Raw genomic sequence first — 20,624 nt, 5'->3', positions numbered from 1 at the left:
CTGCTACGGCCCTCGGAGCACGGTCAGCCCCTGCTCGGTGAGCACAAGCAACATGCTCGGTGTCACGGTGGGCTCGTAGACGAGTTGCAGGACGCGCTGCCCGGGCACCTGCGTCACCTGGCTCAGCGTCCGACCGTCCGACTCCAGCCGCCACAGACCCGCGCCATTCGTGCCGATGTAGAGCGCACCATCGTCCGTCGCCTTGAGCGCGAGGATCCGATCCGTCGGCAGTCCCGCCAGCTTCGACCAACTACCTGAGGAGCGGGACTTCGGCGTCATCCCCCACACGCCGAACTCCGCGCTCCCCAGGTAGTAGCGGCCCGTCGTGCTCTGCTCGAACGCACGCCAGTAGTCATCCGACGCCTGACTGTTGAGCACCTCGTTGAAGCTCTTGAACCGCCAGGGCGTCGGGCCCGTCCACGTGTACTCCCGGTCCCACTCCGCGAGGTTCCCACTCGGGATGAGCACTCCGAGCATCTGCTCGTTCGCCACGAGCACATCTCCGTTCGGCGCGATGCCCAGCCCATACATCGGTGGGCACTGGAGCGACTCGTCCCTCGTCCCGTCCGGATTCTCGGTGATGAGGTACCACCCCGGGTGACGGTGGCTGTTGTACGTGAGCCCCTGGATGCGCGTCACACCGTGGTTCGTCGTGACGTAGAGGTCCCCGCGATTCGCGCCGCGCGTCACCCGCGCGCAGTTGAGGATGCTGCGATCCTCCTCGTAGTGGAAGTCGTTCGTGTTGTGGATGCCTATCTGCTTGCCCGCGTTCGATGCGCCCGTGGTGCGCCAGATGTGCTCCTCGAGCGTGACGGTGCCATCCGGTTGGAGGCGGACCGCGTCGAGATCTCCCTTCTGATACTCGGCGTAGCGCTCGGGCGAGTAGTTCGCCTCGCCGGGACCAGGGATGTACGTGCGCTGCGTAATCCCCTCCGCCCGCTGCATCTCCGCGGCGCGATACCCCACGTACGCACGCCCGGCTTCACCGCCGCAGATGACCGTCGAGCCGATGGCCAGCGAATCCCTCCCGAACGGTTGGCGCGCCTGACCCACGCCCGTGGTCCACGTCGGAGCCGTATCCCCCGGACGCAGCACGCCGATGCGGTTGCCATCGAGCAACCACATGTTCAGCCCTTCATCGAGCCCCACGCTCTGCGGTGTGCCGACCCCGAAGGACTGCGTGTAGTTGATCATCGCTTCCACGGGCCATGGCCCCGGATCCGGCGGCATGCCCGCGTCCGGTGTCCCCGCGTCCGGCGTGCCAGCATCGGGAGTCCCTACTCCCCCGTCCGATGGGGAGCCAGGTGAAGTACCCGCATCCTCTGGGGGAACAGGAGGGGTCTCCGAGGGAACTTCGTTTCCATCCGTGGGACCTGTTCCCTCATTCACCGGCGGGTCGACTGTCCTGCTCCGGTCATCACAACCCACCGCCAGCCATGAAATGATCGCGAGTCCTGCCCCCGCCACGCCTCTGCGAATGCCCATTCCGTTTCTCCCTCACGGGGGCTCCTTCGCAAAACCCGGGCCGATGGCCTCGCACCATTCGCCGGGACTACGCCGCCTTGCCGCCCTCGGCCATCTTCTGGAGCATCTGCAACGTGGCACGGGCCCGCTTCGTGGTGTCTCGGGTAGCCTGGGGATCCAGCTTCAGGGCCTGCTGGATGTCCTGGAGCGCCTCAGCCAGCTGCCGCTCCCGCAGGTACAGCTCGCTGCGTCCCACCAGCGCATCCACGTTGGCGATGTTGAGCTCGAGCGAGCGCGTATAGGAAGCCTTCGCCTCCTCGAAACGCTCCAGCCGCGCGTAGGTTGCCGCCAGGTGACAGTGGAAGACGCTGTCGTAGGGCGAAGCAGCCACCAGCCCCTCGAACACGTCTCGCGCGCCTTGGAGCTGGCCCGACTTGAACATCTCGTGGCCCATCCCCGCCAGCTTGTACAGCCGCTCGGTGGACATGCCCAGGAACTGCCCGGGGGTGATTTCTCCCAGGAACAGCTTCTGCGCCAGCTCGGGGGGAACGTCCTTCTTCGACACGGAAACCTTGGCCTGCAGTTGGGTGCTCACGGCTGCCTCCAGCAGAGACGGTGAGAGGGAGGTGGGCTCTCCAAGTCGCCCACCTCCCAACCTCATGCGATTCGATGCGCTACGCCTCTCAGGCCACGAAGCGCTGGTTGCGGCTGGCCTCGATGGCGTGGCTCAGCTTCTGGAAGCGCGCCACCGTGTCCAGCATGCGGCCGATCTGCTCGAAGGAGCGCTGCAGCACGTTGCGGCGGCGGTCCTCCACTGGCTCGGAGCTCTTCTGCTGCTGGGGCACGATGCCGGTGTTCTGGCTGCTGCGATTGTTGAGCAATGAGCCCAGGCCCTTGAGCACGTCGAACACCGAGGACAGCGAGCGGAACAGCTCGGCGAACTGCTTGAGCGTGTCGGTCGGCTTGGTGGTGGGCTTCTCGGTCGGCTTGGAGCCGCCCGCAGCCAGCTCGTTGCCCAGCTTGAACGTCTCGCCCTGGTTCTCGCTGCCGACAACCTCTTTGCCGGTGAAGGACCAGTCATCCGTCTCCTTGCCCATCACGAACACGTCCTTGCCGCCGAAGTCGTTGACGTGCTGGAAGCCGTCCTGCGTCACCTTCCCCGTCTTGCCCTTGCCCTGGTCGATGTCGGTGATCTGCACGCGGTCATTGCCCGAGATGATGTCCAGGTTGCCCGTCACCGTCGCGCCGTTGCCGTACGGCTTGCAGCTGACGTTGATGCGCGTGCCGTCGCCGAGCACGAAGGTGCTGTCGCGCTTGAACTGCCACTCGCCGCCGTCGCCCTCGGACACGTGCGGGTCGCCCCAGATCTTGGTCTCCTTGCCGTCCGGACCGGTGATCTTCCAGTTGAACTGCTCGGTCGCCTCGATCTTGTAGCCGCCCGGGGTGGTGACCACGCCCTTGTCGTCCGTCTTCAGGCTGCCAGCGGGGTGGCTGGAGTCGCCGGGGGAGGGAGCCGAGGGCGTGCTCGGGCTGGAGACGTCATCGCAGCCGCAGTGGGCACCCGACTGCGCGCCCGTGGTCTTCGCCAACAGGTTGAGCTCCGCAGTGACCAGCTTGGTGGCGGCTGTGACCGTCTGCACGGCGGCCTTCACCAACTGCTTCTCGGCGGCGTTCAGCCCCTGCTTCTGCCCGGCTCCTCCCCAGCAGTGCACGTTGTTGGACAGACCCAGCGACTTGGTGGCGTTCATGGAACTAGCTCCTTTGGTGGGATCTGGCGGGAGGCGACTCTCACTGCATCCAGCGCGCGCTCGCGTCCGAGTGCCGAGGTGCCTGCCCTGCCAGAGCATTTGAAAGGATTATCCGAACGTTATTTCGAAGGTTTCGGTGCGTACGTCGGTTGACCGATGTGGTGGGTTGCCCCCACGGGCTCGGAGTTCTTCTCACCGGTTGGGTTTGGTGCGGGCTGTAGACTTTCACTGAGTCTGATATGGACGACCCATGTACCTTGGCATCGATCTCGGCACTTCGGGGGTCAAGGCGATCCTCGTCGACTCCGAAGAACGCGTGGTTGCGCAGGCGACGGGGCCACTGACAGTCCAACGTCCCCACCCGCTGTGGTCCGAGCAGGATCCGGAAGCATGGTGGGCGGCGACGAACCAGGCGGTGGCCTCAGTGCGTCGTGCCCAGCCTGACGCGATCCGGGGTGTCCGCGCCATCGGTCTCTCGGGACAGATGCATGGTGCGACGCTGCTCGACCGCGCGAATCGAGTCCTCCGTCCCGCGATCCTCTGGAACGATGGGCGAAGCGGCGCCGAGTGCGCGGAACTCGAGCGCCGGGTTCCCACCAGTCGCGCCATCACCGGCAATGCCGCCATGCCTGGCTTCACTGCTCCCAAGTTGCTGTGGGTCGCCCAGCACGAACCGGAGATCTTCCGAGCGGTGGCGAAGGTGCTCTTGCCGAAGGACTACCTCCGGCTTCGCATGACAGGCGAGTACGCGTCAGACATGTCGGACTCGGCCGGAACGCTCTGGTTGGATGTGGCCCGACGGGCCTGGTCGGACGAACTCCTGGCGGCCACCGGACTCCAGTCGGGACACATGCCCCGGCTGTTTGAGGGCACGGAGCCCACGGGCCTGCTCTCGCCCGACATCGCCTCGGCCTGGGGCATGGAGGGAAAGATCGTGGTCGCCGGTGGAGGGGGCGACAACGCTGCGGGCGCGATTGGCGTTGGAGTCGTAGCGCCGGGGACCGCCTTCCTCTCCTTGGGCAGCTCCGGAGTGCTCTTCGTCAGCAACGCGGCGTTCTCCCCCAATCCCAACCGAGGGGTCCACGCCTTCTGCCACGCACTCCCAGGCCGCTGGCACCAGATGTCCGTCATCCTGAGCGCTTCCAGTTGCCTGAGCTGGGTCACCCGGCTCACGGGAGCGGCAGATGAGGCAACCCTCCTGCAGGAGCTCGAACAGGCTCCTCCAGAGACGGACGGGTTGGTGTTCCTGCCCTATCTCTCGGGGGAGCGCACGCCCCACAACGATCCCCACGCCAAGGGCGTCTTCTTCGGGCTCACCCACAGCACCCAGCGAGCGGCGCTGGCGCGTGCCGTACTCGAAGGAGTCGCGTTCGCCTTCGCGGATGGCCAGGCCGTCCTCGAGGAGGCAGGGGCAAAGCTCAACTCGATCCAGGTCATCGGCGGAGGCTCCCGCAGCCTCTTGTGGGGCCGCATTCTCGCGAGTGTCCTGGGCCGTCCCCTGCTGTACCCGGCGGGCGCCGACATGGGACCCGCGTTCGGCGCCGCACGGTTGGCCCGCCTCTCGGTGACGGGAGAGCCTCCCGAAGCGCTCTGTACTCCGCCACGGACCGAGCATGTCGTGGAGCCGGATGCGCGGCTCGCCGAGCAGCTCCAGCCAAAGCTCACCTTGTTCCGGCGGCTCTACACGAACCTGCGAGAAGCCTTCAGGTGTTGAAACACGAAATTGACGCAACAAGTCGTAAATCCACATGACACTCTGCTTTCTTTGTAAACCCTGAACTATCTGTTGAAAGCGCTTTCATGTATATTCCTCGCGTCTCACCGCCTGGACACGAGGAGCATCATGAAAACCGAGAGGAAGAGGCTACTTGGAAGCAGTGCCCTCCCCGCCAGCAGCCTGACGGCGATGGTGGCGCTTGCAGCAGCACTCAGCGGAACGGCCTCGCACGCGGCCTCCACGTTGCTGTCATCACAGAAGCCCGCGTCCGCCTCCTCAGTGGAAGGCGCCAATACGGCGAACCTGGCGGTGGACGGCAACGCCACGGGCACCCGGTGGGCGAGCACGTGGAACGTGGATCCCCAGTGGCTCTCCGTGGACCTGGGAGCTACCGCGACCATCGATCGGATCCGGCTCCAATGGGAGGGCGCCTACGCCAAGGCCTACAAGCTCCAGGTCTCCAACGACAACTCCACCTGGACGGACGTGTACTCGACGACCACGGGCGACGGAGGCACCGACGACGTGACAGTGAGCGGCAGCGGCCGCTATGTCCGCGTCCTGGGGACTCAGCGCGCCCTCACCGCCTATGGGTACTCCCTCTGGGAGTTCGAGGTGTACGGCTCGACCGGTGGGACGACGCCTCCGCCTACCGTTGTGAACCTGTCCGCCAACCGCACGGCCTATGCGTCCTCGGCGGAGGGCAACAACACGGCGAACCTGGCGGTGGACGGCACCACGGGGAGCCGCTGGGCCAGCCAGTGGGGCGTGGATCCTCAGTGGCTCTACGTGGACCTGGGTGCCTCGGCGCAGATCTCCCAGGTGAAGATCCAATGGGAGGGCGCCTACGCCAAGGCGTACAAGGTCCAGGTCTCCAGTGACGAGCTGACCTGGACGGACCTCTACTCGACGACCGCGGGGGATGGAGGACTGGACACGCTGACGGTGAGTGGCAGTGGCCGGTACGTCCGCATCCTGGGGACTCAGCGCGCCCTCGCCGCCTATGGGTATTCCATCCTGGAACTGGAGGTGTACGGCACGGGTGGAGTGAACACGCCGCCTGTCCAGTACGGGCCCAACGTGGCGTTGAACAAGACGGCCACCGCCTCTTCCTACCAGCAGACGACCTCCACGGGCCCAACGCCTCCGGCCAACGCCGTGGATGGGAACGCCGGCACCCGGTGGAGCTCCAACGCCACGGACAACGAGTGGTTCACCGTGGACCTGGGCGGCACGCGCACGATTGGCCGGGTCGTCCTGAACTGGGAGACGGCGGCGGGGCGCGTCTTCGACGTCCAGGTGTCCAATGACAACGCCACCTGGACGACCCTCTACCGGGAGCTGCACGGCAAGAGCGGCAAGCAGGAGATCCCCCTGTACGGCTCCGGGCGCTACGTGCGGGTGAAGGGCCTGGCCCGAGCCACCGGCTTTGGCTACTCGCTGTACGAGTTCGAGGTCTACGACTACGTCACCGGCGAGCCCAAGCCGACCTATACGATTCCGGCCCTGCCGACTCCGACCACGGTGGCGGCGGGCCAGGGCAGCTACCTGACCAATGACATCACGATGCCGCAGCCAGCCTACCCGGCCTACAAGGCCAGCACGCTGGCCACGCCCCTGCCCTCCAATGACTGGTGGCAGTCCCTGCTCATCAAGCCGCTCGGGGATGGGATCATCACCCTGCCCTTGAAGTCCAAGTACTTCAGCCAGGGACTCGGCGTGCTGACTCCGGGAGCGGGATGGATCAACGGGGATGGCTCGGCGATGAACGCGAGCGGCACTCCGGACCTCTATCTGATGTCCAATGACATCAACACCTCCAAGATGGCCAACCGGGTGACGGCCTACGGAGACTGGTCGGTGGACTCGGTCCTCAGCGACGACTCCACGGACAAGATGAAGGTGACGTTCGTCAAGGGCTCGCCGTACCTCTTCGCCCAGTTCGCCAATCCCGCCTCGGTGGAGATCTACTCTCCCCTCATCACCCAGCTCTTCGATGACTCGAACACTTCAGTCCTCACGGCGGACGGGGCGTCGCTGACGGCGGACCACATCGGGGTGAAGATCGCGAACGTCGACGGCAGCCCCGCCGCCACGGCCCAGACGCGCTACTACGGCATCTTCGCGCCTCCCGGCAGCGTGTTCCGGCGGGTGGGCCCGAAGATCAAGATCCAGCTCGGCAGCTCCCAGAACTACCTGTCGGTGGCTGCGCTGACCGCGCCAGCGGACCTGAACTACTTCTACCAGCACGCCTACGCCTTCGTGACGGGCACCCAGGTCAGCTACACCTTCGACGAGTCCACCGCCCAGCTCACCACCAACTTCAACGTGACGACGACGCTGAAGCGCACGGGCTTCTCCAACGAGACGCTGCAGGCCCTGCTGCCGCACCAGTGGAAGAGCTCCACCTCGTCCCTCACCGCGCTCACCTACGGCTCCGTGCGCGGCAAGCTGAAGGTCCACGAAGGCAACACGTTCACCACGGTGAACCGCTTCCAGGGAATCGTGCCGCAGTTCCCCGAGCCGACGAACTCAGAGTACTCGCGCACGCTGATGAACCAGTACCTGCAGACGCTCGAGCGCGAGACGTCGACCACTCCCATGGCGGCCGATGCGTACTGGCAGGGCAAGCAGCTGCACCCGCTGGCCATGGGAGTCATCGCCGCGGACAAGGTGGGCGCGACGAGCTACCGCGACCTGTTCCTGTCTCGCATCAAGACGATGCTCACCAACTGGTACACCTATACCTCGGGCGAGCCGGACTACTTCCTCTATTACAACTCGGACTGGGGCACGACGTACTACAAGAGCAGTGAGTTCGGAGCGAACACGGGCATCACCGACCACCACTTCACCTACGGGTACTACGTCTTCGCCTCGGCGGTGTTGGCGGCCTACGATTCGAACTTCCGCACCCAGTACGGCCCCATGGTGGAGCACCTGATCCGGGACTATGCCAACCCGTCGAGGACGGACCCGCTCTACCCGTTCTTCCGCAACTTCGATCCGTACGAGGGCCACTCCTGGGCGGGTGGGTACGCGGACAACGACAGCGGCAACAACCAGGAGGCGGCCGGTGAGTCCCTCTTCGGCTGGGTGGGCGAGTACCTGTGGGGCGTCGTGACTGGCAACACCACGTACCGCAACGCGGGCATCTACGGCTTCACGACGGAGCTGAAGGCCGTGGAGCAGTACTGGTTCAACTACGATGGGGACAACTGGCTGAGCCAGTGGACGCACAAGTCGGTGGGCCAGGTGTACGGCTCGTCCAACTTCTACGGCACCTTCTTCAGCGCCGCGCCAGTCCACATCTACGGCATCCACTGGCTGCCCACCTCCGAGTATCTGTCGAGCTACGGCTTCGACACGGCCAAGGTGGGAGCGCTCTACAACGGCTTCGTGACGGACAACGGCGGCGCGGAGACGACGTGGCAGCACGTCGTCTGGCCCATCCAGTCCTTGAGCAACGCGCCGGCCGTGCTGAGCAAGTGGAACGCGACCAACCTGCAGCAGAACGAGGTGTTCAACACGTACTGGTTCATCCACAACATGGCCAGCCTGGGACAGCGCACCCGGGATGTCTGGGCCACCGGCGGGGCGAGCGCCACCGTGTACAAGAAGGGGACGGCGTACCAGGCCCTGCTATGGAACCCCACGGACACCACCGTGACGGTGACGTTCAAGAACGCCTCGGGGACGACCGGGACGACGGCCGTGCCGCCCAAGTCGCTCATCCGCGTCAACCCGCTGCAGAACAACTGAGGCGGTTCGTCGCGGGACAGGTGGGGAGTGGGCCGTCCCGAGCCCGCTCCCCGCCTCGCCTTCCCCAGGGCGCTCAGCTCCTTCGCCGCGCGAGAGCCAGCGCCCCCATCACCCCAGACCGGTGGCCGAGGCCTGGCGGGACGATGTACTGGTCGATCCCTTCCAGAATGCTCGGAGACGAGACGTAGCCATTGAGCAACCGGACTGTCTCCGCTCGGATCAACGGGAAGAGCTGTGCCTGCTGCATCACTCCGCCTCCCAGGATGAGCCGGGTCGGCGAGAGGGTGCAGATGAGGCCATGCAGGCCCTGGGCGATGTAGTGGGCTTCCAGTGCCCAGGCCGGGTGGTCCGACGGCAAGGACTCACCGGCGATTCCCCAACGCCCCCGCAGGGCGGGACCCGCGGCCAGTCCCTCGAAGCAGTCCCCATGGTAGGGACAAGCTCCGGGATAGGGATCGCGCTGCCAGTCATGAGGCACCCGGATGTGACCCATCTCGGGGTGGACCAGTCCATGGAGCGGCTGACCGTTGAACACGCCTCCACCGCCAATCCCGGTACCGATGGTCAGATAGATGAAGTTGTCCAGCCCGGCTGCCGCGCCCCAGGTTCCCTCTGCAATGGCGGCCGCGTTGACGTCGGTGTCCAGGGTCACGGGTACATCCAGGGCCTCCTGGAGCGTTCGCACGATGGGAGTGTGGGCCCACCCTGGCTTGGGCGTGGTAGTGATGCAGCCGAACCGGGGAGAACCAGGAGCCAGCTCAAGGGGGCCGAAGCAAGCCACTCCGAGCGCAGAGATGGGCCGAGGCAGCACCCGGTTCTGCTCGCGGAAGAAGGCGACGACGCGCCCGAGCGTCTCCTCCGGGGTGGTGGTGGGGAACCGAGCCTCCGCGAGAATGGAGCGCTCCGAATCGCCCACCACGCACACAAACCAGGTGCCTCCCGCCTCGATGCCTCCAAAGGTCTCCATGCGCTGAGCATCGCACGGTTAGAGTGCAGGAGGTGGACTCCCAGCTCGAACCTGCGCCTCCTCTCACCGTTGTCACCGGTGCGAGCGGCTTCATTGGATCCGCGCTGCTCCGGCAGTTGGCGCCTCGCATGCGGGTGGTGGGCCTCTCGCGCTCGCATGCCCCCGGCGTGGACGAGAATGGCGTCGAGTGGCGCCAGGCGGACCTGTTCTCGTTCCTGCAGACCCGGGAGGCACTCGTCGGCGCTCGCCACGTCATCTACCTGGTTCACAGCATGAAGCCGTCGGCGCGGCTCACCCAGGCGCGCTTCGAGGATCTGGATCTGCTCCTGGCCGACAACGTGGGCCGCGCCGCCAAGGCCGTGGGAGCCGAGCAGATTGTCTACGTGGGGGGACTGGTTCCCAATGCTTCGAAGCTCTCCAGGCACCTGAAGAGCCGGCTCGAAGTGGAGCAGACGCTGGCATCTCATGGCGTTCCGGTGACAGCGCTGCGTGCGGCGCTGGTGGTGGGACCCCAGGGCTCGTCGCTGCCCATCCTCTTGCAGCTGGTGAAGAAGCTCCCCGTCATGCTCACTCCCACGTGGACGGGAACGCAGACCCAGCCCATCGCCCTGGAGGACGTGCTGGCGCTGCTCGAGTATTGCCTCGGGAACCGGGAACTCTATGGCCACACCTACGACATTGGTGGGCCGGAGGTCCTCACCTACCGCGAGATGATGCGTCAGACAGCCTCGGCCCTGGGGTTGCGGCGCATCATGATCGACGTGCCGCTGCTCACTCCCCGGCTGTCAGCCGCCTGGGTGACGATGATCAGCGGTGTGCCGGGGAAGCTGGTGAAGCCACTGGTGGAGAGCCTCGCTCACCCCATGGTGGCCTCCGATGAGAGGCGGCTCGTGGTCCCAGGGCGGCGACTGACGCCCTTTCTCGAGGCATTGAAGGACTCGCTCGCCCGCTCGCCTCACTCCGAGCCGCGCACCTCTCGCGCGAAGCGGACTCGTTCCCGGCGCACGGTGCGCTCGGTGCAGCGCCTGCATCTGCCGGCAGGCAAGGACGCCACCTGGGTGGCCAACGAATACCGGGCCTGGCTGCCGCGCTTCATGTGGCCGCTGATCAGCGTGCACCGGGACGACAACCACACACTCAGCTTCTTCTTCGCGGGCCTGCGCAAGCCCCTGCTGGTGTTGGACTACAGCGCTCCGCTCAGCACTCCGGACCGGGCGCTCTACTACATCACCGGTGGCCTGCTGGCGCGCGTACGTCCCAACGAGCCGGTACGAGGGCGGCTGGAGTTCCGCGTCGTCCTCGGTGGGCGCCACATTCTGGCGGCCATTCATGATTTCGAGCCGCGCCTGCCGTGGCTGCTCTACACACTGACCCAGGCCAAGGTACACCTGCTCGTGATGAAGGCCTTCTCGCGCCACCTGCAGCGCGTCGCGAACGCACCTTCCGCCCCACTTCCCGCCGCATGAAGTCTGGCGCGAACGAAGCTCTCGCACCACATGCTGGAGTTCTCCGCATATGCTCCCACCGCTGTCCCCTCTCATCAGGAGAACTCCATGGCCTTCACGCCAGGCTTCAATGTCTTGGAAGCACAGCCTCTCCTCGCTTTCTGCGCGCAGATCGAAGGCACCACGCCGGGACTTCCGCCGCCTCCCATCCCTTCGAACTGGTCGGTCGTCTTCGACTCCCAGCAATTCGGACCGTTCGACAACCGGTGGCAGCTCTGGAAGAACAACACCTCGGGAAGCAAGCAATACGCCGTCGTCATCCGAGGCACCGTCGCGCTCACCGGCAGCGAGCTGGAGGACGCTCTGGCCGTCATGATCCCTGCCAGTGGGACCGTTTCGGCGCTCGGCTATGAGCTGTCCTACAGCTTCGCCGCGGACACGCAGGCAGCTGTCCACGTGGGCTTTGCGATGGGCACCTTCCTCACGCTGCTCGATCCCACCGTCGGCATCCTCGTCAATCTGGTGACCCACGTCCCGAGCGGCAGTGACGTCTTCATCACAGGGCACAGCCAGGGCGCGGCCATGGCCACACTGGTCCGCTCGTTCCTCCAGTACTCCTCACTGCTGGGTAAGTTCGGCTTCACGTACAACTACAAGTCGTACGTCTTCGCGCAACCCAAGCCGGGCAATGATCACTATGGCGATGACTACAACGCCATCGTCTCGAACACCGGCATGGGCTTCACGGTCAACAACGATCAGGACTGGGTGCCCCAGGTGCCCTTCACCTTCGAGCTGCTCGACGACATCAACAAGCCCAACCTGGTGAGCACCGGTGGCCTGGCGGCGGCCGCGACTTCCCCGGAGATCCTCGCCGCCACGGAACACCTTCGGAAGGCCCAACAGCAGCAGCAGCAGGCCGCACGGGTGCGGCACGAGCCCACGCTCCAGAAGCTCGGGGCCATGCTGAAGCAGCAGAAGTACGTCCAGACGCGCACGGCCGCGGATGCCGGTACGACCCTGAAGCTCCTGCCCACGTTCAACTTCACCGCGTGCGGCACTCCCATCACCCTGCAGGGGAAGCCTGGAACCAATCCCCAGAATCCCAATGATGGCTGGTGGCAGCACCACGCCCCCCTCTACTACGAGCTGCTGACCCAGCAGTTCCCCAGCTGAGTCATCGACAGAGCGCGGGGCGGAGCACCGCCGCGTCAGGCTATTCCTCGAGCAGCTGAAAGCCGAGCCCGGCGTATCGGGTCAGCGGCTCGATGAGGCCCCGCCCCAGCGCAGCTCCGGGTGTCCAGATCCCGCCGCGAACCGCCCCACCGTGCTGCAGGAAATGGGCGGCCGTCTCCACGATGATCTTGGAGGTGGAGCCGTAACCGGGATCCCGGTCTCCTCGAACGAGGGCGCTCAGCTTGCGCCCATCCTTCGTGACACCCACGAAGATCAGCTCGTAGAAACCGGCCTCGCGCTCCTCCCGACTGGGCCCTTCGCCTGGCTTCGGCGCTTTCGGATCCGCCAAGGGCGAGCTGGCTGCCGCCATGGCCTTGGCGCGCGCTTCACCCTCGGCACCGGGGCCCGTCAGCACGCGCTCGTCGTAGAGAAAGTCCTGCCCGTAGGGATGCCCCTGGAGATGGTTCGAGCGGTGCACATTCCGGGTGTTGATCACCTCCATCACCCAGGGCGCGTTCCAACTGCCGAGATCCTCGTCGTACCTGGCCTGCAGACCGCCTTCGGGCTGCGGGGGGCCGCGGAAGCCAGGAGTCAGGGCGAAGGGATCCTTGAGCAGAGCGACCGTCTGCTCGTCCCGAGCCGCCTCCAACGTGGCCTTCATGCTCGCCAGCGAGCCTCCGGAGACCAACCCGCGGAACGCGCGCACCCGCCCCTTGATCCTCGAGGCCGGGACGCCGAACTTCGATTTCGTCGCGTCCTGGAGGAAGAGCACACCCAGCTCGAACGGAATGGAATCGAAACCACATGAGAAGAGGATCCGGGCGCCGCTCGCCTTGGCCTCGGCCTCGTGCCTGTCGATCATCCGCCGCATCCACGCGGGCTCGCCGCAGAGGTCCAGGTAGTCGGTGCCCACCGCCGCACAGGCCGCTACCAGTTGATCCCCATACAGTTGATAGGGCCCGACGGTGGTAATCACAACCTTCGTTCTCGCCACCATGCCGCGCAGCGCCCCGGCGTCGTCTGCCGCGGCGGCAATCAGCGGCGTATCCGCGGGCGCGCGGATCTCGTCACGCACGGTCGCGAGCTTCTCCAGATCGCGCCCGGCCATGGCCCAGCGCAGCTTCGGGGCAACAGTCCGCTGGACCAGGTGCTCAGCAACGAGCCGGCCCGTGAATCCGCTCGCTCCATAGACGACCACGTCGAATTCGGCGTCCTTCATCGCGCTCCCTCCGCCACACGTTGAAGGCACAAGACTACGGCCCATGTTCACAGTGTCAACATGAGGGTGGTGTCAAGAGAATGACGATCGGACGGGACCATCGGGTCCACGAGCCTCGCGTGGTATCTATTGCAACACCATGGCCCCTCCCGACGCTCAAGCCTCGCTCCCCAGCAGCCCTCCGGATGCCGCCACCGTCAGGCCCATGACCTCCGAGGAGAGGCGTGTCATCTTCGCCTCGTCGCTGGGCACGGTGTTCGAGTGGTACGACTTCTATCTGTACGGCTCGCTCAGCGCGATCATCGCCAAGCAGTTCTTCTCGGGCGTCAACCCCACCGCGGCCTTCATCTTCGCCCTGCTCGCGTTCGCGGCGGGCTTCGCGGTGCGGCCCTTTGGTGCGCTGGTGTTCGGGCGGCTCGGGGATCTGGTGGGCCGCAAGTACACCTTCCTCGTCACCATCCTCATCATGGGCATCTCGACGTTCATCGTCGGCGTGCTGCCGGGATACGCGACGCTGGGCATCATCGCGCCCGTCATCCTCATCGTACTGCGGCTGCTGCAGGGCCTGGCGCTGGGAGGAGAGTACGGCGGCGCCGCGACCTACGTGGCCGAGCACGCGCCCAATGGCAAGCGCGGCCGCTACACGGCGTGGATCCAGACCACGGCGACCCTGGGCCTGTTCCTCTCGCTGCTGGTCATCCTCGGCTGCCGTGTGTCGATGAGCGTCGAGTCCTTCGAGTCGTGGGGCTGGCGCATCCCGTTCCTCATCTCGGTGCTCCTGCTGGCCGTCTCCATCTGGATCCGGCTCATGCTCAGCGAGTCTCCGGCCTTCCAAAAGATGAAGGCCGAGGGCAAGACGTCCAAGGCGCCGCTGCGTGAGGCCTTCGCCGAGTGGCGCAACCTGAAGATCGTCCTGCTCGCGCTCTTTGGCGTCGTCGCGGGTCAGGCCGTGGTCTGGTACACGGGGCAGTTCTACGCGCTGTTCTTCCTCACCCAAACGCTCAAGATAGACGCGCAGGCGGCGAACCTGATGATTGCCGCGGCGTTGGCGCTCGCCACCCCCTTCTTCGTCATCTTCGGGGTGCTGTCGGACCGTATCGGCCGCAAGCCCATCATCATGGCGGGGCTGGCCCTGGCCATCGTCACCTACTTCCCCCTCTTCCGGGCCATCACCCACTTCGCCAACCCTGCGCTCGAGGAGGCCATCGCACGCGCGCCGGTGGTGGTGAGCGCCGACCCGAACGAGTGCCGTTTCCAGTTCAACCCGGTGGGCACCTCGAGCTTCACCAGTTCGTGTGACATCGCGAAGTCAGCCCTGGTCAAGCGCGGCATTCCCTACTCCAACGTGGCGCTCTCCGCGGGGCAGTCGGCCACAGTGCGCGTGGGGGAGACGGTCATCGCCGCGTACGCGGCGGACCCCGCGGGCTCGGGCAAGACGGAGGTGTCGCTCGGACACGGGCCGTCGGCTTCCCACGGCTCGGGCACAGGGGGAGATGCGAAGGCCGAGGCCGCGCGCTTCGATCGCGAGCTGAACGCGGCCATCCAGTCGGCGGGCTACCCGCTCAAGGCGGACCCCACCCGTGTGAACCATGTGCCGGTCGTGCTCCTGCTCATGGTGCTGGTGCTCTACGTGACCATGGTCTACGGGCCGATCGCGGCGATGCTCGTGGAGATGTTCCCCACGCGCATCCGCTACACGTCGATGTCGCTCCCGTACCACATCGGCAACGGATGGTTCGGCGGGTTCCTGCCCACCACCGCGTTCGCCATCGTGGCGGCCACGGGCGACATCTACTCGGGGCTCTGGTACCCCATCATTGTCGCCGCCATAACGCTCGTCATCGGGCTGCTGTTCGTGCGCGAGACGAAGGACAGCGCCATCTACCACACACACTAGATGTCATGGTGATGGAATGGAGGATTCCGTCCTTGTCTGTATCGTTGAGGCGCTCAAGCCCGTCGGGGGCCTGTCGGCCATCGTCCTCGGCGGCTCGCGCGCAAGAGGAACGGCGGGCCCCGCCTCCGACTACGACATCGGCCTCTACTATGAGCCGGAGGCTCCGCTCGACGTCGAGGCACTGCGCTCGGCCATCGTCCCATTAGTCGACGATCCGTCATCGACGGTGACCCGGATCGGTGAATGGGGCCCGTGGATCATCGGCGGTGGCTGGCTCAGCATCGGTGGCGTCGAGGTCGACTTCCTCTACCGCGACCTCAGCCGTGTGCGAGCTGTCATCGCCGACGCGCGGAAGGGCCTCTTTTCGATGAACCATCAGGTGGGCCACCCCCACGGCTTCTGCTCGACCATCTGGATGGGTGAGGTCGACACGTGCCGCCCGCTCTTCGACCCGTCCGGTGTCATTGCCGCACTGAAGGGCGAGACACAGCCATATCCGGAAGTGCTGAAGGATGCGCTGGTCGCCCGCTTCGGTTGGGAGGTGGACTTCGCCATCGACAACGCCGAGATCGCGGCCCGGCGCGGCGAGCGCACGCACATCGCGGGGTGTGCCTACCGGGCACTGAGTTGCCTCGCCCAGGTGCTATTCGCCCTGAATGGCCGCTACCTGATCAACGAGAAGGGATCCGTCCCCGAAGCCGCGACCTACCCGCTCACGATCGAAGGTCTGGCCGACACGCAGATGGAGATCTGGAAAGCCATCGGCGATGGGGAGCACGAGCGCGCACTGCTCCGCCTGCGTGCCCTGTCCAGCGGTATGCATGCCCTCCTCGAGCGAGCGCGAACGCCCGGGTGAAGCCGTACCGAAGTGACTCAACGGACCGTGCGGGTTCCCGGAAGCAGGCGGACCAGCAAGGCAGCCAGCGCCGAGGCGGTCGCCAGCAGCGTCACCGCCACCCATCCCCAGTGGGCCAGCACGAGACTGCCGCTCGCCGCACCAAGGGACATGCCGATGAACATGCAGACGAACAGCACCGCGTTGAGCCGGCTGCGTGCGGCAGGGTCGATGCCGAAGACGATCGTCTGATGTGCCACGAGCATGATCTGGGCGCCGAGGTCGAAACCGATCGCGCTGCCGGCAAGCAGCCACAGCCGAGCGTTCGGCTCGAGCCACGGAGACGTGAGCATCGTGGCGAACGAGAGAGCGGTCAGTCCAGCGCCCAGGCGCGTGACCAACTCGGGGCCGAAGCAATCCGCGACACGGCCCGCCACTGGCGCGCCCAACGCACCAGCCGCACCAGCCAGGCCGAAGGCACCAGCCGCCGCGCTGCCCAGGTGAAACGGCGCACCATGCAGCATCACGGCCAGGGTGGACCAGAATGCACTGAAGCCGATCGAGAGCAGGCCCTGAGCCAGCGCGGCCCGGCGCAGGGCTCCGTGCTTGCGCCACAGGCTGGCGAGCGAACCGAGCAGAGCACCGTATGAGAGCGTGCTGGTGGGACGGAAGTTGGGCAGTCCGCGCCAGGCCGCCGCGCCGATCAGGATCACGCTGGCGGAGGCGATCACGTACATGGCGCGCCAGCCGAAGTGCTCAGCGACCACTCCACTGATGACCCGGGACAGCAGGATGCCGAGCAACAGACCAGTCATCACCGTACCGACCACCTTGCCGCGCTCACGCTCGGGGGCCAGGGTCGCGGCGGCCGGGACAATGTCCTGCGCCATGGTTGCCGTCAGGCCGACGGCGAAGCTCACCGCCAGCAACACGCCGACGTCCGGCGCGATGCCCCCCAACAGCAGCGCCACACTCAGCAGGGAGGCCTTGGTGAGGATGATGGTGCGCCGGTCGAAGCGATCACCGAGGGGGATCAGCAGCAGGATGCCCAGCGCGTATCCCAACTGAGTGAGCGTGGGCACCAGCCCCACCGCGGTATCCGAGGCGCCAATGGTGGAGCCCATCACCGCCAGCATCGGTTGACTGTAGTAGATCGACGCCACCGAGAGCCCAGCGCCCGCAGCCAGCAACAGGCGCAGGCCACCCGACAAGGGCTCGCTGCCACAGTGGCTGGCCATCGTGGGCTGAGGCGGGCTGGCCGGAGCGACGGAGCCCCCCGTAGCCATGGTGCCGGTTCCGGCGGTTCCATGTACGGCACGAATGAAGGACATATTGTTCTCCCTTGGCGATGCGAGTCGAGGGGAGTGTGCGCCAGAGGGGTAGGTGCCGGTAGTAGCGTGCTCCGCACAGCAGTTATACGCTCCGCGTATCAAGCACCGGGAAGCGCCCCCTCATGCCCCACCCTTCAAAGTCGACCCAGCCGCGTGCTGCGCAGAAGCGGATTCCCCAACCCACCGCGCCAGCCACTGCCGACCGGCTCGAGTTGATGCAGACCTTCATCCGCATCGTCGACGCCGGGAGCTTGTCCTCCGCCGCCGCGCAGCTAGGCACCACGCAGCCGACGGTGAGCCGTCGGCTCCAAGCGCTGGAGCGCTCGCTGGGGCTGCGGCTACTCCAGCGCTCCACCCATGCCATGAAGCTCACCGAAGACGGCGCACGCTGCTACGAACGGGCGAAGGAGCTGCTGGCCAACTGGGAAATGTTCGAGGCCGACCTGCGTGGCGCGAGCGACGAGCCGGAGGGCACGCTGCGCGTCGTGGTGCCCCATGCGTTCGGACAACAGTTACTGGTGGAGCCGTTGACGGAGTATCTGAATCGCTACGCGCGGGTATCGGTCGAATGGCTGCTGCACGACCGGGCGGTGGATTTCATCGCGCACGGGATCGATTGTGCAATCCACGTCGGCGAGGTGCATGACCCCAGCGTGGTGGCCATCCGCGTGGCCGAAGTGCCGCGCATCGTCGCGGCCGCGCCCTCAGTGCTGGCGGGAGTGCCCGTACCGACCCACCCTGACGAGCTTGCACGGCTGCCCTGGCTGTCGCTGCGCACTTTCTACCGTAACGAGATCGCACTGACCCACGTGGCCACCGGTGAGGTCCAGCCCATCAGCTTCCAGCCGCGCATGAGCACGGACAGCCTCTATGCCCTCCGCAGTGCGGCGGTGAAGGGCCTTGGCGTCTGCGTGGGCTCGTCCTGGGTGCTCCATGAAGACATCGTGCGTGGCCGACTCCTGCACCTGGTGCCGCGCTGGCGAGCCTCGCCCTTGCCGATGTACCTGCTCTATCCGTATGCGCGCTTCCATCCGGCGAGGCTGCGCAGGTTCGTGGAGTTGATGCGGGAAAAAATCCCGGAGGCCCTGGCGGTAGCAACCCACGGAGGATGAGCCGGTGGCGTCAGTCCAACGCGCTCACCGGCCCGACCTGGCCCCTCCCTCTGCTCCGTAGCGGCGCTTCTAGAAGGCGAAGCAGGAGCAGCCGAAGATGCCCCAGAAGCCCTGGTAGTCACTGACCGGCACCGACGACCGGCGAGCCTTCTCGTGGCTGTGCGCGTGTACCGTGCAGGCTCCAGCGCACTGGTGCATCTGGGCGGCCACCGGTGCGGCCGGCTTCCAATGGCCGGAGACCTTGACCACCGGCGACCAGTCCGGCATCACCGGCAGGCGCGGCGGCGACAGCTTGTCGAACTCAGCGACGGCATGGACGACCTTGCCGCCGACCACGGTGAGCACCGACTCGATCCACTTGATCGCTTCCGCCTCGACGCTGAAGTAGTCCGCCGACAGCGCCGCGAGATCGGCGAACTGGCCCACCTTGATCTGGCCCTTCTTGCCCTGCTCGTTGGAGAACCAGGCGCTGCCCTGCGTGAACAACTGCAGCGCGGTCTCCCGAGACAGTCCTCGCGGGTACAGCGACAGGCCGCCGACGGTCTTTCCGGTGACCAACCAGTACAGCGAGGTCCAGGGGTTGTAGCTGGACACCCGCGTGGCGTCGGTGCCGGCACCCACCGGCACACCCGCGTCGAGCATGCGCTGGATCGGCGGGGTCTGCTCGGCGGCCTTGGCCCCGTAGCGGTCGACGAAGTACTCGCCCTGGAAGGCCATACGGTCCTGGATGGCGATGCCACCGCCGAGTGCCCGCACCCGCTCGATGTTCTTCGGCGAGATGGTCTCGGCATGGTCGAAGAACCAGGGCAGGCCATTGAACGGAATGTCGCGGTTGACCTTCTCGAACACGTCGAGCATGCGCGAGATGGACTCGTCGTAGGTGGCATGCAGGCGGAACGGCCAGCGGTTCTCCACCAGGTGGCGCACCACCGGCTCGAGTTCCTGCTCCATGGCCCCCGGCAGGTCCGGGCGCGGCTCGAGGAAGTCCTCGAAATCGGCGGCGGAGAACACCAGCATCTCGCCAGCGCCATTGTGGCGGAAGAAGTCGTTGCCCTGGCCATACTGGACCGACCCCGTCCAGCGCTGGAAGTCGGCCAACTCGCTCTTGGGCTTCTGGGTGAAGAGGTTGTAGGCGATGCGCACGGTCAGCTGGTTCTCCCGGGCCAGCTGCTCGATCACCTGGTAGTCGTCCGGGTAGTTCTGGAAACCACCGCCAGCGTCGATCGCGCTGGTCAGGCCGAGGCGGTTCAACTCGCGCATGAACTGACGGGTCGAATTCACCTGGTACTCCGGCGGCAGCTTCGGCCCCTTGGCCAGCGTGGAGTAGAGGATCATCGCGTTGGGCCGTGCCACCAGCATGCCGGTCGGGTTCCCCTTGGCGTCGCGGACGATCTCTCCGCCGGGCGGGTTGGGCGTGTCGCGGCCGTAGCCGACGGCCTGGAGCGCGGCACGGTTGAGCAGCGCACGGTCGTACAGGTGAAGGACGAACACCGGGGTTTCCGGCGCGGCCTGGTTGAGCTCGTCGAGGGTCGGCATGCGCTTCTCGGCGAACTGGAATTCGGTCCAGCCGCCGACCACCCGCACCCACTGTGGCGCCGGGGTGCGGGCAGCCTGCTCCTTGAGCATGCGCAGGGCGTCGGCCAGCGAGGGCACACCTTCCCAGCGCAGCTCCAGGTTGTAGTTGAGACCGCCGCGAATCAGATGCAGGTGCGAGTCGTTGAGGCCCGGGATGACCGTGCGCCGCTGCAGGTCGATGACCTGGGTGGCGCTACCGCGCAGGGCCATGACCTCGGCGTCACCGCCGACGGCTATGAACCGACCGTCCTTGATGGCGGCGGCGCTGGCGGTGGGGTTCTCCCGGTCGACGGTGTGCAGACGACCATTGTGCAGGATCAGATCGGCGTACATGGGGTCCTCGATGGCCAGGAGAAAATGACGGCCTCACTGAATT

At 66.2% G+C, this 20,624-nt stretch carries 14 protein-coding genes; 7 read left to right on the top strand and 7 right to left on the bottom strand.

Features of this window, described 5'->3' with window-relative positions; translation table 11 throughout:
* Nucleotides 1-3 precede the first annotated feature (3 nt).
* From KY501_RS41650 to KY501_RS41640, 3 genes are all read right to left on the bottom strand, one after another.
* The gene (locus tag KY501_RS41650) at nucleotides 4-1,485 is read right to left on the bottom strand and encodes a hypothetical protein (RefSeq protein WP_224369559.1); all 1,482 of its coding nucleotides are present in this window, start codon (nucleotides 1,483-1,485) and stop codon (nucleotides 4-6) included.
* Nucleotides 1,486-1,552: 67 nt separating this feature from the next.
* Nucleotides 1,553-2,059, bottom strand: a complete 507-nt coding sequence (locus tag KY501_RS41645; RefSeq protein ID WP_224369557.1) for a tetratricopeptide repeat protein — start codon at nucleotides 2,057-2,059, stop codon at nucleotides 1,553-1,555.
* 88 nt (nucleotides 2,060-2,147) lie between these two features.
* Nucleotides 2,148-3,212, bottom strand: coding sequence for a DUF1521 domain-containing protein (locus KY501_RS41640; RefSeq protein ID WP_224369555.1), 1,065 nt, complete (start codon nucleotides 3,210-3,212; stop codon nucleotides 2,148-2,150).
* A gap of 250 nt (nucleotides 3,213-3,462) precedes the next feature.
* Here KY501_RS41640 and xylB point away from each other — a divergent pair, with 250 nt between their 5' ends.
* Nucleotides 3,463-4,926 carry a xylulokinase gene (gene xylB, locus KY501_RS41635; protein ID WP_255637273.1) on the top strand — a complete coding sequence of 488 codons (1,464 nt, stop codon included), beginning with the start codon at nucleotides 3,463-3,465 and terminating at the stop codon, nucleotides 4,924-4,926.
* A gap of 129 nt (nucleotides 4,927-5,055) precedes the next feature.
* Nucleotides 5,056-8,691 carry a discoidin domain-containing protein gene (locus tag KY501_RS41630; RefSeq protein WP_224369553.1) on the top strand — a complete coding sequence of 1,212 codons (3,636 nt, stop codon included), beginning with the start codon at nucleotides 5,056-5,058 and terminating at the stop codon, nucleotides 8,689-8,691.
* A 73-nt stretch (nucleotides 8,692-8,764) separates the two neighbouring features.
* Here KY501_RS41630 and KY501_RS41625 read toward each other — a convergent pair whose 3' ends face one another.
* Nucleotides 8,765-9,658, bottom strand: coding sequence for an ROK family protein (locus KY501_RS41625; protein WP_224369551.1), 894 nt, complete (start codon nucleotides 9,656-9,658; stop codon nucleotides 8,765-8,767).
* 32 nt (nucleotides 9,659-9,690) lie between these two features.
* Here KY501_RS41625 and KY501_RS41620 point away from each other — a divergent pair, with 32 nt between their 5' ends.
* A complete protein-coding gene (locus KY501_RS41620) occupies nucleotides 9,691-11,124 on the top strand; it encodes an NAD-dependent epimerase/dehydratase family protein (RefSeq protein ID WP_224369549.1) in 1,434 nt (477 codons plus the stop codon).
* Nucleotides 11,125-11,211: 87 nt separating this feature from the next.
* A complete protein-coding gene (locus tag KY501_RS41615; RefSeq protein WP_224369547.1) occupies nucleotides 11,212-12,279 on the top strand; it encodes a lipase family protein in 1,068 nt (355 codons plus the stop codon).
* Between the two features lie 40 nt (nucleotides 12,280-12,319).
* Here the strand turns inward: KY501_RS41615 and KY501_RS41610 are convergent, their stop codons facing one another.
* Nucleotides 12,320-13,498: a saccharopine dehydrogenase family protein gene (locus tag KY501_RS41610; RefSeq protein WP_224369546.1), complete on the bottom strand. Its 1,179-nt coding sequence runs from the start codon at nucleotides 13,496-13,498 to the stop codon at nucleotides 12,320-12,322.
* 139 nt (nucleotides 13,499-13,637) lie between these two features.
* Between KY501_RS41610 and KY501_RS41605 the strand changes: the two genes are divergently transcribed.
* Nucleotides 13,638-15,395, top strand: a complete 1,758-nt coding sequence (locus KY501_RS41605) for an MFS transporter (RefSeq protein WP_224369545.1) — start codon at nucleotides 13,638-13,640, stop codon at nucleotides 15,393-15,395.
* A 16-nt stretch (nucleotides 15,396-15,411) separates the two neighbouring features.
* On the top strand, nucleotides 15,412-16,251 hold the full coding sequence (locus KY501_RS41600; RefSeq protein ID WP_224369544.1) for a nucleotidyltransferase domain-containing protein: 840 nt from the start codon (nucleotides 15,412-15,414) through the stop codon (nucleotides 16,249-16,251).
* 17 nt (nucleotides 16,252-16,268) lie between these two features.
* Here the strand turns inward: KY501_RS41600 and KY501_RS41595 are convergent, their stop codons facing one another.
* Complete coding sequence (locus KY501_RS41595) at nucleotides 16,269-17,441, bottom strand: MFS transporter (RefSeq protein ID WP_304608701.1); 1,173 nt, start codon at nucleotides 17,439-17,441, stop codon at nucleotides 16,269-16,271.
* A gap of 335 nt (nucleotides 17,442-17,776) precedes the next feature.
* On the opposite strand from KY501_RS41595, the gene KY501_RS41590 reads away from it, so the two are divergent.
* Nucleotides 17,777-18,673: a LysR family transcriptional regulator gene (locus tag KY501_RS41590; RefSeq protein WP_255637272.1), complete on the top strand. Its 897-nt coding sequence runs from the start codon at nucleotides 17,777-17,779 to the stop codon at nucleotides 18,671-18,673.
* 69 nt (nucleotides 18,674-18,742) lie between these two features.
* On the opposite strand, the gene KY501_RS41585 is transcribed toward KY501_RS41590, so the two are convergent.
* Nucleotides 18,743-20,581: an amidohydrolase gene (locus tag KY501_RS41585; RefSeq protein ID WP_224369541.1), complete on the bottom strand. Its 1,839-nt coding sequence runs from the start codon at nucleotides 20,579-20,581 to the stop codon at nucleotides 18,743-18,745.
* Nucleotides 20,582-20,624: the final 43 nt, after the last annotated feature.

This window comes from Hyalangium versicolor (assembly GCF_020103695.1).
In the GTDB taxonomy this organism is placed as follows: Bacteria; Myxococcota; Myxococcia; order Myxococcales; family Myxococcaceae; genus Hyalangium; species Hyalangium versicolor.
The sequence above is the reverse complement of the archived record's forward strand: the minus strand, read 5'-3'. Positions and strand labels throughout refer to the sequence as shown.